This window comes from Actinomadura chokoriensis (assembly GCF_039529475.1).
Taxonomy (GTDB): domain Bacteria; phylum Actinomycetota; class Actinomycetes; order Streptosporangiales; family Streptosporangiaceae; genus Spirillospora; species Spirillospora bangladeshensis.
Genome location: NZ_BAAAMW010000020.1, coordinates 109,318 through 122,571, shown reverse-complemented (window position 1 = coordinate 122,571; position 13,254 = coordinate 109,318). Strand labels below are relative to the sequence as shown.

Below are 13,254 nucleotides of genomic sequence, written 5' to 3'. Positions count from 1 at the left end.
CGCGCGCGACGCGGCGGGTACGGGCCGTTGGCGGCTCCGGTCCTAGTAGCTGACCGTCTGGCGGCCGCTCATGGTGCGCATGATGTGCTCCACCAGCGTGATCAGGACGCGCTTGGCGTCCTCGCGGTCGCGCACGTCGCAGTTGATGACGGGCACGTCCGCGGGGAGGTCGAGGGCGTCGCGGACCTGGTCGGCGGAGTGCTGGCCGGCGCCGTCGAACTGGTTGACGCCGATGATGAACGGGACGCCGCGCCGTTCGAAGTAGTCGACCGAGGCGAAGCAGTCGGCGAGGCGCCGGGTGTCGACCAGGACCACGGCGCCGAGGGCGCCCTTGGCCAGTTCGTCCCACATGAACCAGAAGCGGTCCTGGCCGGGGGTGCCGAAGACGAACAGGACGAGGCCGTTGGGCAGCGTGATGCGGCCGAAGTCCATCGCCACGGTCGTCGTCGTCTTGTTCGCGACGGCGGTGGTGTCGTCGATCCCGATGCTCTTCTCGGTCAGCGCCTCCTCGGTGCGCAGCGGACGGATCTCGCTGACCGCGCTCACCAGGGTGGTCTTGCCGACGCCGAAACCACCGGCCACGAGGATCTTCACCGTCAGCGCGGACTCGCCCTGCTGGGCGGCCGCGTCAGAGCGCACGGATTCCATCGATCACTTCCTTGAGTACGCGCTCGCTGGGGAACTGCGCCACCGGCGCGGGACGCCGGACCTGAATCAGCGAGTGGTCGAGCAGATCACCGAGCAGGACACGGACCACCCCGAGGGGGAGTTCCAGATCCGACGCTATCTCGGCGACCGACAACGGGGTGCGGCAAAGCTCCAGGATCATGTCATGTTCCGGCTCCGGTGCCCACGGGGTCGCGGGAAGCGCGTCCTCCGCGGGCTCCGGCGGGTCCGCGACGGCGATCAGCGCGACCAGGTCGAACTCGTCGCCGTCGTAGTGCGTCCGGCCTCCGGTCAGCGCGTACGGGCGGACCACGGGCCCCGCAGCGTCGTCGTACCAGGCCGTGCCGCCCATCTCACGCGCCGCCCGGTTCGGCCGCGGCCACCCGCGGGTCGGCGGACAGGTGCTGCCCGACCCGGGTGACCAGCATCGCCATCTCGTAGGCGATGATCCCGAGGTCGGCGTCGGCGGCGGCCAGCACCGCCAGGCACGCGCCGCGCCCGGCGGCGGTGACGAACAGGAACGAGGACTCCATCTCCACGATGGTCTGCCGGACGGGGCCGCCGCCGAACGACTCCCCGGCCCCGCGCGCGAGGCTCTGGAAGCTGGCGGCGACCGCGGCGAGGTGGTCGGACTCCTCCCCGGCGAGGCCCCGGGACGCGGCGATCTTCAGCCCGTCGCTGGACAGCACCACCGCGTTCTGCACCGGGGCGACCCGCTGGACCAGGCTGTCGAGCAGCCAGTTCAGGTCGCCACCGGCTCCGCCCGGGACCTCCGCGCCGGAGTGCTGGGCATGTGTCATGGGGTGTCGTCCTCCTGGTCGCCTGGGTTTCGCGCGGCCTCCTCCGAGCCTGGTGCCCGTCCTTCGGCCGCCTCCTGCCTGCCGCGCTGCCAGCCGGCCTGCATGGCGGACAGCATCGATCGCATCGTCTCGGCCGTGCGCGTCGGGTCGCCGTCCGCGCCCGTTCCCGCGCCCGCTCCCGTGTCCGTGGGAACGGTCCCGGGCGGCGGGGGCTCGTCCATGGGGACGGGCGCCGCGAGCGGCATCGCCGGTTCCGGTGCCGGCGCGGGCGGTTCCGGCGGTGCGGGCGGCGCGGGCGGTTCCGGCGGCGCCTGGCCGCGGGCGGCGAGGTGCGCGTCCACCCGCTCCTTCAGCTGCGGCGCCAGGTGCGTCTGCCGCCTGCGCTTGGGCAGCTCGCCCTCCTTCGGCGGTGCCGCCGGCGGGGCGTCCGCGGGCCGGGCGGGAGGCGCGGGCCGCGCCTCCGGCGGCGCGGCGGGACGCGGCGGCTCCGGTCCGACCGGCTCGGCGACCAGCCGGACGACGCCGCCCGACTCGGCCCGCCCGGACTCCACCGCCGGGCGCGCCGCCGCCGACAGCGCCGCGGCCTGGTCCGGCAGCGCCTGCATCGGCCCGGTCGGGCGGCGCACCGCCGGCTCCGGGTCGGCGCCCTCCACGATGAGCGAGCCGGGGATCAGCGCGATCGCGGTCGTCCCGCCGTACGGGGACGGGCGCAGCGTCACCGTGATGCCGTGCCGCTCCGCCAGCCGCGCCACGACGAACAGGCCGAGCTGCGCGCTGTCGGACGGGTCGAACTCGGGCGGGTGGGCGAGCCGCTCGTTCGCGGCGCGCAGCGCCTCCTCGGTCATGCCGAGGCCGCGGTCCTCCACCTCGATGGCGAACCCGCTGGCGACGGCCTGCCCGCTGACCCGCACCGGCGACTGCGGCGGCGAGAACGTGGTGGCGTTCTCCACCACCTCGGCGAGCAGGTGGATGACGTCGGCGACGGCGGAGCCGAGCAGCGCGACGCGCGGCAGCGGCTGGACCCGCACGCGCGGGTAGTCCTCGACCTCGGCGACCGCGCCGCGCACCACGTCCACCAGCGGGACGGGACGGCGCCAGCCGCGCCCGGCGCTCTTGCCGGCCAGGATGACCAGGCCCTCGGCGTGCCGGCGCATGCGGGTCGCGAGGTGGTCGAGGCGGAACAGGTCCGACAGCTCCGACGGGTCCTCGGTGCGGCGCTCCATGGTGTCGAGCAGGCTGAGCTGCCGGTGCAGCAGCGCCTGGTTGCGGCGCGCGAGGTTGACGAACACCTCGCTGATGCCGCGCCGCGCCGCGACCTCGCCCTCGGCGGCGACCAGCACGGCCTCGCGGGCGCGGTCGAACGACTCGGCGATCTGCCGGATCTCGGTGATGCGGTAGTCGAGCCCCGGCGGCTCCGGCTCGGCCGGGCGCCCGGCGATGATCTGCTCGGCGAGCTTCGGCAGCCGCTTCTGGGTGAAGTCGACGACGCCGCCCGCGAGCGTCCGGCACTCGCGCACCAGCCGCCGCGAGACGCGGACCGCGATGACCGACGACAGCACGATCGCGACGAGCCCGAGGCCGCCGGCGAGCGCGAGCCGCGTGAACGCGCCGATCGCGATGTGCTGGCCGCGCTCGACGAGCCCGTCCAGGATCCGGTTCTCCAGCTCGTACAGCCGCCCGTTGGCGGTGTCGGCCGTGGAGCGCCACACGGTGGGCTCGATGACGGTGACGCCGCGGGCGGTGCGCGCCGCCGGCTGCCGGCCGTTCTGCTGCGTGCCGTTCTGCTGCGTGCCGTGCTGCGCGCCCTGGCCGTGCGCCGGCGTGGACGGGGTCGTCGGCGTCGTCGCGGCCGTCCCGCCGGCGCGGGTCCGGCGCGCCGCGGCCTGCGGCGGCTCGGCCCCGGCGATGACCTGGTCCTCCAGCTTCATCATCCGCATGAAGTCGGGCGAGGACATCAGCCGGTCGTAGCGGGCGCGGTCGGCGGCGGGCAGGTCGCGGGCGTTGACCTCGTGCATCGTGTGGTGCGCGCCGACGAGCTTGGCGAACTGGGCGCGCTCGGCGCCGGTGATGCGGCCCGCGGCGAGCGCCCCGGTCAGCAGGGCGTCCTCGCGGGCCATGAACTCGCGGGCCAGCCCGAACGAGGTGAGCGTGCGGGCGCTCGCGGTGATGGACCCGTCCGCCGGCGTGGTCGAGCTGTAGACCGCGAACGCGGCGTCGATGACCTCGCCGTACTCGCCCAGCACCTCGGCGCGCGAACCGGTCCGCTCGTCCACCTCGCGGCGGATCGACTTCACCGCGCCGAGCCGGTCGACGAGGTCGTCCAGCTTCCGGACGACCTCGGGCTGGATCGCGCCGCGCAGCCCGCCGTCGCGGGCCCCCGCGCGGACCTCCGCGCTCGCCGCGTCGGTCGCCTCCCGCTGGGTGCGCATCCCGCCGGGGTCGCTGCGGGCGCCGCCGAGCTCGGCCATCGACAGGCGCCGCTCCTTCTGCAGCGCGTCGACGAGCCGCTGCGTGGGCAGCACCGTCTTCTTCTGGAACTGGCGGCTCTGCAGCAGCTGGTGCGCCTCGCCGTAGGTGATGCCGGTGAGGAACACCCACAGCGAGGCGAGCGCCAGCAGGGGCACGAGGACCAGCAGGGTGATCCTCGCGCGGATGGAGGAGAAACCGCGGGCCGTCACGGCTGGCGGACCCTGCTCACTCGCTCGTCCTCCTGCGCTGGGCCGACCGGCATTGGGGGGTGGAACATGCGGGGGAAACCTCCCGATGCGTGGAGTACGGGGGTGTGCGGGAGCCTACTACGTCGCGGCTTCACGATGATCGGGCATCCGCGCGCCGCCGGCCGCCCCCCGCTCGTCCGGGCCGCCCTCCGGTCCGGCGTCCGGCCAGCTCAGCACGTGCTCCATCAGCGCGACGAGCACCTCCTTGGACGACTCGCGGCGGCGGACGTCGCACAGCACCACCGGGACGCCCGGGTCGAGGTCGAGCGCGATCGCGATGTCCTCGGGCCGGTGCGTCCGCACCCCGTCGAAGCAGTTCACCGCGACCACGAACGGGACGCCGCGGCGCTCGAAGTAGTCGATCGCGGGGAAGCTGCCGGTCAGCCGGCGCGTGTCGGCGATCACGACGGCGCCGATCGCGCCGGCGGCCAGCTCGTCCCACATGAACCAGAACCGCTCCTGGCCGGGCGTGCCGAACAGGTAGAGCAGCAGCTGGTCCGACAGCGTGATGCGGCCGAAGTCCATCGCGACCGTCGTGGTCGACTTCGCGCCGACGCCGGACACGTCGTCCACCCCGGCGCCGCGGTCGGTCAGCGGCTCCTCGGTGTGCAGCGGCCTGATCTCGCTGATCGAGCCGACCATGGTGGTCTTGCCGGCCCCGAACCCGCCCGCGATCAGGATCTTCGTGGTGACCGGCGGGCGCGACGCGAGGCCCGTCCCCTCGTAGGGCGCCCGGTCATAGTGCTCGGAGACCATTCAGCACCTCCCTCAGCACGCCGTTGGGAGGACGGCGGCCCGCGGCGGCGGGCTGCGCCTCGGCGACCACCGCGACGAGGCCCTCGTCCCGCAGGTCGCCGAGCAGCACCCGGACGACGCCGATGGGCAGCCCGAGGTCGGACGCCAGGTCGACGACCGGGACGGGCGCCGCGCAGCGGCGCAGCACCCGCGCGTGGTCGGGGCTGTAGCGCAGCCGGTCACCGGCCGGGACGCCGGTGGCGGCCACCACCGCGATCAGCTCGAAGCCGGCCCCGTCGGGACGGGTCCGGCCCCGGGTCATCGCGTACGGACGCACGACCGGACCGGCGTCCCGGTCCAGCCACCGCTCTGCCGAGGGGGTCATCGGTCACAGGCCCCGCGGCGCGGTCCCCCCGGCGCCCCCGAACTCCTCGCCGGCCGCCTCCCCGCCGAACCTCGGGCTCGCCTGCAGGTGCTGCCCGACCCGCTTGACCAGCACCGCCATCTCGTAGGCGACGAGCCCGGCGTCGGCCTCGGCCTCGGCCAGGACGGCGAGGCAGGTGCCGTCGCCCGCCGCCGTCACGAACAGCAGCAGCGCGTCCATCTCGATGATCGTCTGCCGGACGTTCCCGCCGGCGAAGTGCCGGCCGGCGCCGCGGGCGAGGCTCTGCACGCCCGAGGCCAGCGCGGACAGGTGCTCGGCGTCCTCGCGGGCCAGCTCGTTGGAGGCGGCCACGGCCAGGCCGTCCCGGGAGAGGATCACCGCCTGCCGGACCGCCGTCACGCGCTCGGCGAAGTCGTTGAGCAGCCAGTTCAGCTCACCGGTCACGGTGTTGTGCATCATCGGGTTCCCTCATCCCCCACATCCGTCGCGCGGCCGCGACGCCATCCCTGCTGTATCGATGCCATCAGCGAGCGTGCCTCCTCGGGCGAGCGTGCGACGCCCCCGGCGGCGCCGGCCGGGGCCGGCGGCGGCGCGGGCCGCTTGCGCAGCTGCGGCGCCAGGTTCTTCTGCCTGACCCGGCGGGGCAGCCCCGCGTGGGTGCCCGCCGTTCCCGCCGGTTCCCAGTCGTCGTCCTCCTCGTCGTCGTGCGCCCCGGCGCCGTTCGCGCCCTCGGCGGCCTGGACGGTCACCGCGGGCCGCGGGAGGGCCTCGTCCGACCACGGGTTCGGCGCGGGCCGCGGCGGCGGGGTCTCGCGGAGCGGCACCACCGCCTCCGCCCGGATGACGGGCTCCGGCCGCGCGGCCGTCTCGGTGCGCGGCGCGGCCACCAGCACGGCGCCCGGCCGGCCCTCGGCCTCGCCGTCGGCGCGCGTGTCGAGCGGGGAGGCGCCGTCGCCGTCCGGTTCGGGCGCCGGGGGCAGCGCGCCCGCCGCCATCTGCTCCGCCGGGACGACCAGGTCGTGCGGCAGCAGCACGATCGCGGTCACGCCGCCGTACGGCGAGCGCTGCAGCGTCACGGAGACGGCGTGCCGGGCGGCCAGCCGGGCGACGACGAACAGGCCGAGCTGGTCGGTGTCGACGATGTCGAACTCCGGCGGCTCGGCGAGCCGCCGGTTGGCCTCGGCGAGCAGCTCCGGCTTGACGCCGAGCCCGCGGTCCTCGATCTCGACGGCGAAGCCGGTGCCGACCCGCTCGGCCTTGACCCGCACCTCGGTGTTCGGCGGGGAGAACGTCGCCGCGTTCTCGATCAGCTCGGCGAGCAGGTGGACGACGTCGGTGACGGCGGCGCCGACCAGGCCGTCCTCGGAGTCGGTGAGCACGGTCGCGCGGGTGTAGTCCTCGATCTCCGAGACGGCGGCGCGCAGCACGTCGGCGAACCGCACCGGCTGCCGCCAGCCGCGGCCGGGGGTGGCGCCGGACAGGATGATCAGGCTCTCCGCGTGCCGCCGCATGCGGGTGGTGAGGTGGTCGATACGGAACAGGTCCTCGAGGTCGTCGGCCTCGGCGCGGCTCTCCAGCCCGTCCAGCATGGTGAGCTGGCGGTGCAGCAGCGACTGGTTGCGGCGGGCGATGTTGAGGAAGATCCTGCCGACGCCGGCGCGCAGCTCGGCCTGGCCGACGGCGGCGTCGACGGCGGTCCGCTGCACCTTGGCGAACGAGTCGGCGAGCCGGGCGATCTCGGTGGTGCTGCCCGCGTGCAGCGGCGGCGCCTCGGCGGCGACGTCGACGGTCTCGTTGCGGCTCAGCCGCTCGACGACGCCGGGCAGCCGCCGCTCGGCCAGCTCCTCGGCGGAGCCGCGCAGCCCGACCAGCTCGCGGACGAACCCGCTCGCGAACCGCAGCGACAGCAGCACCGAGGCGAGGATCACCAGCAGCCCGAGGCCGCCGACGACGCCGAGCCGGATGTAGGCGTCGCGGCCGAGCCGGTCGGCGTGCTCGCCGGCCCGCTTGGAGTTGGCCAGCACCATCGTGTTGATCGACTGCACCAGCGGCTCGGCGGTCCGGCGCCACTCCTGGGCGCTGACGGGCAGCGGCCGGCGCGGGTCGGCGTCGGCGATCCGGTCCTCGATGCCCTTGAAGTCCTGGTAGGTCGGGGAGGCGAAGACCTGCGCGGTGCCGGTGCGGTAGACGACGGGGTCGAGCAGCGAGCGCTGCTTGATCCACTGCCAGCGCTGCTCGCCGACCATCTCGACGAACATCCGGTGCTCGGCGGCCGTCATCCGGCCCTTGGTGACGAGCGCGGAGGAGACCAGCGCGTTCTCCCGCTGGAGCAGCTCCATGGCGCGGCCTGCGTGCCGGGTGGACAGCGTCCAGTTGTAGAGGGCGGAGTCGTCGATGACCACCAGGGCGTCGTACAGCCGGTGCATGTCGTCGACCATCGTGCCGTAGTTGTTGATCGCGGTCAGCCGGTCGACGAGCCGCCCGTCGACCGCCGAGCGGAGCCCGCCGAGACCGCCGAGCGCCCGCAGGACGTCGGTGACGCGGCTCCTCATCTCCTCCGTCGTGGCGCCGCGCGCGTCCGCGGAGGTCGCCTCGCGGCGGAAGTGCTCGACGGCCCGGTCGACGCGGTCGCGCTGGGCGAGCAGGGCGGCGGGCGTCCCGCCGGGGGTGGAGCGCGGGGTGCTGAGGAACATCGCGGACGCCTGCCGCTCGCGTCCGAGCTCCACGAGGACGCCCTGGCCGCTCGGCGCGAACGTGCGGTCGAGCGTGTGGTAGTTGCGCTGGGCGATGGCCTCGCGTCCGGTGACGCTCGCCGCGTACCCCCAGAGGGCGACCAGGGAGAGCAGCGGCACGAGCAGCAGCGCGGTCACCTTCGAGCGGATCGATCGCGTACGGGGGGTTTTCATGTGACCTCGAACGTTCCGGCCAGGAGGGTCCATGGATCATAAAGGCGGTCCGTGACGAGACCGCAACCCCTTTGGCGCCTTTCGGACGCATTGGCATCATTCCGTGTCACCTGCGGCGATGCGGATGAGCCGGGTGATCTTGTCGCACGCATCCCGTCCGGATAGCGGCAAATCAGGACAATTTGCTTCATTTCCCCCTGTTGCTCCGCCGCATTGCGCCATACTCTGCTTCTTCACCACCGCTCGCGTCGCGCCGGCACGGGAAGGAGCCCCGCGATCCATACAGGCAACGACGGAGGCCGCAACGAGGTCGCCCCCGCCGGGCCGAGGGACACGGCCCACCGGGACGGAAGGACGGCTCCCGGGCCGGAGGGCGTTACGATGCCCGCCGTGAGTCCCGATAGCCAGGCATCCGAGGCACTGCCGTCGCGACGGCGCCGCGCCCCCCGCGGCGGCCGGCACCGCGGCGACGAGTCCTTCCTGCTGCCCCCCGGATCCCCCACGCTGGTCCTGGCCGTCCCCGGGCACGCCCGGCAGGCCGGCACCGAGATCGCCGCCGAACTGGCCCGGCTCGTCGAGATCGAGCACACCGGCCAACCCGCCTACGTCGGCCACCTGGACGGCGACGAGGCGAGCCTGCACGGCCTCCTCGGCGCGCTCCGCCAGGAGCAGGACGAGGTGGCGGCCATCGTGGTGCCGCTGTCCACCGGCCCCGACCCCGCGCTCGACCGCGCCGTGCACGCCGCCGTGGCGAACTCGCCGGTGCGCGCCGTCGCCGCCGAGCCGCTCGGCCCGCACCCGCTCATCGCCGAGGCGCTGCACGACCGGCTCGCCGACGCCGGCCTCGCCCGCGCCGACCGGATCCGGCTGATGACGATGGTGACGGCCGCGTCCGGCGTCATCGTCGCGACGCCGGGGGACGCGACCGCCGTCCGGCAGGCCGAGGTCACCGGCGTGCTGCTCGCCTCCCGGCTGGCCGCGCCGGTCTTCACCGCCTCGCTGAACGACGAGGCGTCCGTCAAGGCCGCGGCGGAGCAGCTGCGCGCGGCCGGCGCCGCGTCCATCGCGATCGCGCCGCACCTGATCGGCTCCGAGCCGGAGGCCGCCCTGATCGCGCCGGCCGCCGCCACCGTGGGCGCCGCCTACTCGGCCCCCCTGGGCCCCCACCCGGCCCTCGCCAGGGTCGCCGCCCTCCGCTACGTCGAGGCCCTCTCCACGGCCCTCGCCGACTAGCCCAGGGGGATTCCCCCCTGGGCTGGTCTCAGCGGTTCTTGAAATTCGGTGTGCGCTTTTGGAGCGTTGCCGTCATGCCTTCCGTGAGGTCTTCGCTGAAGAAGGCGAGCGTCTGGACGGCGGTCTCCGCGGCCAGCTGGCGGCGGAGGCCGGGGGCGTCCAGGGACGCGTTGAGCAGTTCCTTCGTGCGGCGCAGGCCGTACGGGGACTTGGTGAGCAGTTCGTCGGCGAGCGCCTGCGCGCCCGCCAGGTCCGCGCCCTCGGCGGTGATCTCGGTGATCAGGCCGAGCTCGTCGGCGCGGTGCACGTCCAGCCGCTGCGCCCGGTAGGAGACCTCCGCGGCCTTCGCCGGGCCGATCAGGCGCGGCAGCAGCCAGGAGAGCCCGCAGTCGCCGGCCGACAGGCCGAGGTTCGTGAACGGGACGACGAACCGGGTGGTCGGGTCGGCGACGCGCAGGTCGCAGGCCAGCGCCCAGGACACCCCCATGCCCGCGACCGGGCCGTGCAGCGCCGCGATCACCGGCTGCGGGATCTCCCGCAGCCGGGCGGTGACCTCGGCGCCGCGCGCGATGCCCCGGTAGAGCCGCTGGACGCGGCCCTCGGCGGTCTCGCCGCCCGGGTCGCCGCCCTGGATGTCCATGCCCGAGCAGAACCCGCGGCCCTCGCCGGTGAGCACGACCACGTGCGTGGCGGGGTCGCGCGCCAGCTCACCGAGGGCGTCGATCATCTCCTCGGTCAGGGCGCCGTCGACCGCGTTCAGGCGCTCCGGCCGGGACAGGGTGATCGTGACCACCCCGTCCCGCCGGTCGAGCTTGATCCCGCCCAACGGCTCAGGAGGTGAGCTGCTGGATCAGGGGGCCCATCTGCTCGCCCACGTTCTTGAACACGGTGAGCGGCTCGTTGGCGCTGATGGCCGCCCAGTTGTCCCGGACGTCCTCGACCGACAGGGTCGTGTTCTGCCCGTAGCCGGGGCCCTCCGCGACGAAGATCTTCGCGATCCGGCCGCCGCCGACCGTGTAGACCTCGCCGGAGTCCTCGTTGGACTCGTGCACGAGCCAGGCGACGAGCGGCGTCACCTGGTCGACGCCGAGCTTGTCGGCGAAGTCGGCGGGCAGCAGGTCCTCGGTCATCCGGGTCCAGGCGACCGGGGCGATCGCGTTGGCCTTGATGTTGTACTTGGCGCCCTCCTGCGCGAGCGTCTTGGTGAACCCGACCAGGCCCATCTTCGCGGTGGAGTAGTTCGCCTGGCCGAAGTTGCCGAACAGGCCCGCCGGGGACGAGGTGTTCACGATCCGGCCGTAGCCCTGCTCGCGCAGGTGCGACCAGGCGGCGCTGGACACCAGGAACGAGCCGCGCAGGTGGACGGCGATGACGGCGTCGAACTCCTCGACGCTCATGTTCTTGAACGACCTGTCGCGCAGGATGCCCGCGTTGTTGATGACGATGTCGACCTTGCCGAACGCGTCCAGCGCGCTCTGGATCACGGCCTGCGCGCCCTCGGGCGTCGCGACGTTGTCGGGGTTCGCGACGGCCTCGCCGCCGTTCTTCTTGATCTCGTCCACGACCTCCTGGGCGGGGCCGGCGGAGGCGCCGACACCGGACCGGTCGCCGCCGAGGTCGTTGACGACGACCTTGGCGCCGCGCGCGGCGAGCTCCAGGGCGTGCTGCCGGCCGAGGCCGTGGCCGGCCCCGGTCACGACCGCGACCCGGCCGTCGTAGCGCAGTTCCGACATTCCTTCTCCTCACATCGTGGGGCCCGCACCCCAGGAAATCATCCGGGGCTACCGAGTGGTACCACTAAACCGAATCTCGCTCGGGCGCGCGCCACCGGGGTCCGTCCCGCGTACGATGGAGCACGAGGGAAGTTGCGCCGAATGCCGCAAATGGCCGGGGCTGCCGCGTAGTCTCGGGCGAACCGCGAGGAGCAACGGAGGTCCCGCCCCGATGATCGCCGCCGACGTCCCGGCCGCCGGCCGCCGCCCGTACCGCGTCGTGCAGTGGGCGACGGGCGCGCTCGGACGCAGCGCGATCAGGGGCGTGCTCGACCGCGACGACATGGAGCTCGCCGGCGTCTGGGTGCACACCCCCGCCAAGGAGGGCGCCGACGCCGGGGCCCTCGCCGGCCGCGAGCCGATCGGGGTCGCCGCCACCCGCGACATCGCCGACATCCTCGCCCTGGACGCCGACTGCGTGATCTACGCGCCGAGCCCCGTCCACGACCGGCTCCGCGAACTCGACACGATCTGCGCGCTACTGGCGTCCGGCAAGAACCTGATCTCCCTCAGCGGGCTCGTCTACCCGTACGCGCACGGCCCGCAGTTCGCCGGCGAGCTGGAGCAGGCGTGCAAGCGGGGCGGGACGAGCGTGCACGGCAGCGGCGTCAGCGGCGGCTTCATGGCCGACGTCATGCCGCTCGTGCTGTCGCGGCTGTCCCGGCGGATCACCCACGTCTACGCCCGCGAGTGCACCGACTTCGCCCGGCACCCGTCCTGGCGGATGGTCCACGAGATGATCGGCTTCGGCAAGACCGAGGAGGCCTACCGGCGCGCGCTGCGGCCCAACCGCGCCGCGATGCGCGCGATGTTCGCCGAGAGCCTGCACCTCATCGCGGCGGGGCTCGGCGTCGACCTCGACGAGATCGACATGGACGTCGACTACCGGCTCGCCGGCACCGACCTCGTCACCGCCGCCGGGCCGATCCCGCACGGCACCGTCGCGGCGGCGCGCTGGACGTTCAGCGGGCTCGCCGCCGGGCGCCCCGTCATCACCGTCGAGGTGGTGCACAAGGCCAACGCCGCGCGGATGTCGGAGGAGTGGGGGCGCCCCGGGTACTCGCTCCGCGTGGACGGCCGCCCGTCGCTGACCCTCTCCGCCGACGAGGGCTGGGTGTCCGACGTGATCTCGGCGGCGTCCGCGCACGCGCTGAACTCCGTCCCGGCCGTGTGCGCCGCCGCCCCCGGGATCCGCACCTACCTCGACCTGCCGATGGTCAGCGGCCGCATGCACGTGTGACCGCCCGCGACCGCTACGGCAGGGTCCGCGCGGGCTCCCCCTCGGCGCCGGTCTCCGCCTCCGCCTCCTCGCGGGCCTCCCGGCGGCGCTTGCGGACGCTCCACACCACCAGCCCGGCGACCGCCGCCACCGCGAGCCCGATCGCGAGGCCCCGGCCCGCGAGCTTCGCCGCGTGCTCGAACGCCGTGCCCGCGAAGTAGCCGCCGAGCGTGAACGTCACCACCCAGGTCACGCCGCCGATGACGTTGAACACCAGGAACTTCGGATACGGCAGCCGGGAACTGCCCGCCAGCGCCGGCATCAGCGCCCGCAGCAGCGCGGTGAACCGCCCGATGAACACCGCGAACGCGCCCCGCCGCCGGATGAGGTCCTGCGCGCCGGCGACCTTGGCGCGGTGCTTGCGCATCACCCCGACGTCCAGCAGCCGCGGCCCGTACTTGCGGCCGATCTCGTAGCCGACGGAGTCGCCCGCGACCGCCGCGACGACCGCGATGGCGAGCAGCAGCGGCAGCGACAGGACGTCCTGGCTGGCGAGCACGCCGCCGACCACGATCGCGGTCTCGCCGGGGAAGACGAACCCGACGAACAGCGCGGCCTCGGCGAACACCAGCGCCGCGATGACGAGGTAGATCATCGCGGGTGGCAGCCCGTCCACCAGCGCGTTGAACTGTTCGAGCATGGACCCCCGCCATCTCGTTCCGGCCGGGACCGCCTCCGCGGCCGTTTCACCGTAGCTACCGACGGTTATGGTAGCCGCGAGGTTCCCTTGCCCGGATCGGCCGTTCGGACGATCATCGGGA

13 protein-coding genes are annotated in these 13,254 nt (G+C 74.2%); 2 read left to right on the top strand and 11 right to left on the bottom strand.

Annotated features, from left to right (window positions below):
• Positions 1-42: 42 nt before the first annotated feature.
• The 8 genes from ABFX46_RS32640 to ABFX46_RS32605 form a co-directional block, all read right to left on the bottom strand.
• Positions 43-648 (bottom strand): GTP-binding protein, encoded by a 606-nt coding sequence (locus tag ABFX46_RS32640; protein WP_346047767.1) that lies wholly within the window; start codon positions 646-648, stop codon positions 43-45.
• Positions 629-1,018, bottom strand: a complete 390-nt coding sequence (locus ABFX46_RS32635; RefSeq protein ID WP_346047766.1) for a DUF742 domain-containing protein — start codon at positions 1,016-1,018, stop codon at positions 629-631. Before ABFX46_RS32635 ends, ABFX46_RS32640 begins: the two co-directional genes overlap by 20 nt.
• A 1-nt stretch (position 1,019) precedes the next feature.
• Entirely contained in the window at positions 1,020-1,466 is a 447-nt protein-coding gene (locus tag ABFX46_RS32630; RefSeq protein WP_163064284.1) for a roadblock/LC7 domain-containing protein, read from the bottom strand.
• Positions 1,463-4,144 carry a sensor histidine kinase gene (locus ABFX46_RS32625; RefSeq protein ID WP_346047765.1) on the bottom strand — a complete coding sequence of 894 codons (2,682 nt, stop codon included), beginning with the start codon at positions 4,142-4,144 and terminating at the stop codon, positions 1,463-1,465. Before ABFX46_RS32625 ends, ABFX46_RS32630 begins: the two co-directional genes overlap by 4 nt.
• A 117-nt stretch (positions 4,145-4,261) precedes the next feature.
• Positions 4,262-4,939 carry a GTP-binding protein gene (locus ABFX46_RS32620; protein WP_346047764.1) on the bottom strand — a complete coding sequence of 226 codons (678 nt, stop codon included), beginning with the start codon at positions 4,937-4,939 and terminating at the stop codon, positions 4,262-4,264.
• Complete coding sequence (locus ABFX46_RS32615; RefSeq protein WP_346047763.1) at positions 4,920-5,303, bottom strand: DUF742 domain-containing protein; 384 nt, start codon at positions 5,301-5,303, stop codon at positions 4,920-4,922. The genes ABFX46_RS32620 and ABFX46_RS32615 overlap by 20 nt, the downstream gene beginning before the upstream one ends.
• A 3-nt stretch (positions 5,304-5,306) precedes the next feature.
• Positions 5,307-5,759: a roadblock/LC7 domain-containing protein gene (locus ABFX46_RS32610; protein ID WP_131941883.1), complete on the bottom strand. Its 453-nt coding sequence runs from the start codon at positions 5,757-5,759 to the stop codon at positions 5,307-5,309.
• Positions 5,759-8,209, bottom strand: coding sequence for a sensor histidine kinase (locus tag ABFX46_RS32605; RefSeq protein WP_346047762.1), 2,451 nt, complete (start codon positions 8,207-8,209; stop codon positions 5,759-5,761). The genes ABFX46_RS32610 and ABFX46_RS32605 overlap by 1 nt, the downstream gene beginning before the upstream one ends.
• Before the next feature lie 390 nt (positions 8,210-8,599).
• Here ABFX46_RS32605 and ABFX46_RS32600 point away from each other — a divergent pair, with 390 nt between their 5' ends.
• A complete protein-coding gene (locus ABFX46_RS32600; protein WP_346047761.1) occupies positions 8,600-9,442 on the top strand; it encodes a sirohydrochlorin chelatase in 843 nt (280 codons plus the stop codon).
• Between the two features lie 28 nt (positions 9,443-9,470).
• On the opposite strand, the gene ABFX46_RS32595 is transcribed toward ABFX46_RS32600, so the two are convergent.
• Positions 9,471-10,268 carry an enoyl-CoA hydratase/isomerase family protein gene (locus ABFX46_RS32595; RefSeq protein WP_346047760.1) on the bottom strand — a complete coding sequence of 266 codons (798 nt, stop codon included), beginning with the start codon at positions 10,266-10,268 and terminating at the stop codon, positions 9,471-9,473.
• A gap of 4 nt (positions 10,269-10,272) precedes the next feature.
• Positions 10,273-11,175 (bottom strand): SDR family oxidoreductase, encoded by a 903-nt coding sequence (locus tag ABFX46_RS32590; protein ID WP_346047759.1) that lies wholly within the window; start codon positions 11,173-11,175, stop codon positions 10,273-10,275.
• A 211-nt stretch (positions 11,176-11,386) separates the two neighbouring features.
• On the opposite strand from ABFX46_RS32590, the gene ABFX46_RS32585 reads away from it, so the two are divergent.
• Positions 11,387-12,454 (top strand): NAD(P)H-dependent amine dehydrogenase family protein, encoded by a 1,068-nt coding sequence (locus ABFX46_RS32585; RefSeq protein WP_346047758.1) that lies wholly within the window; start codon positions 11,387-11,389, stop codon positions 12,452-12,454.
• Positions 12,455-12,467: 13 nt separating this feature from the next.
• Here the strand turns inward: ABFX46_RS32585 and ABFX46_RS32580 are convergent, their stop codons facing one another.
• Complete coding sequence (locus ABFX46_RS32580) at positions 12,468-13,133, bottom strand: DedA family protein (RefSeq protein ID WP_346047757.1); 666 nt, start codon at positions 13,131-13,133, stop codon at positions 12,468-12,470.
• Between the last annotated feature and the right edge of the window lie 121 nt (positions 13,134-13,254).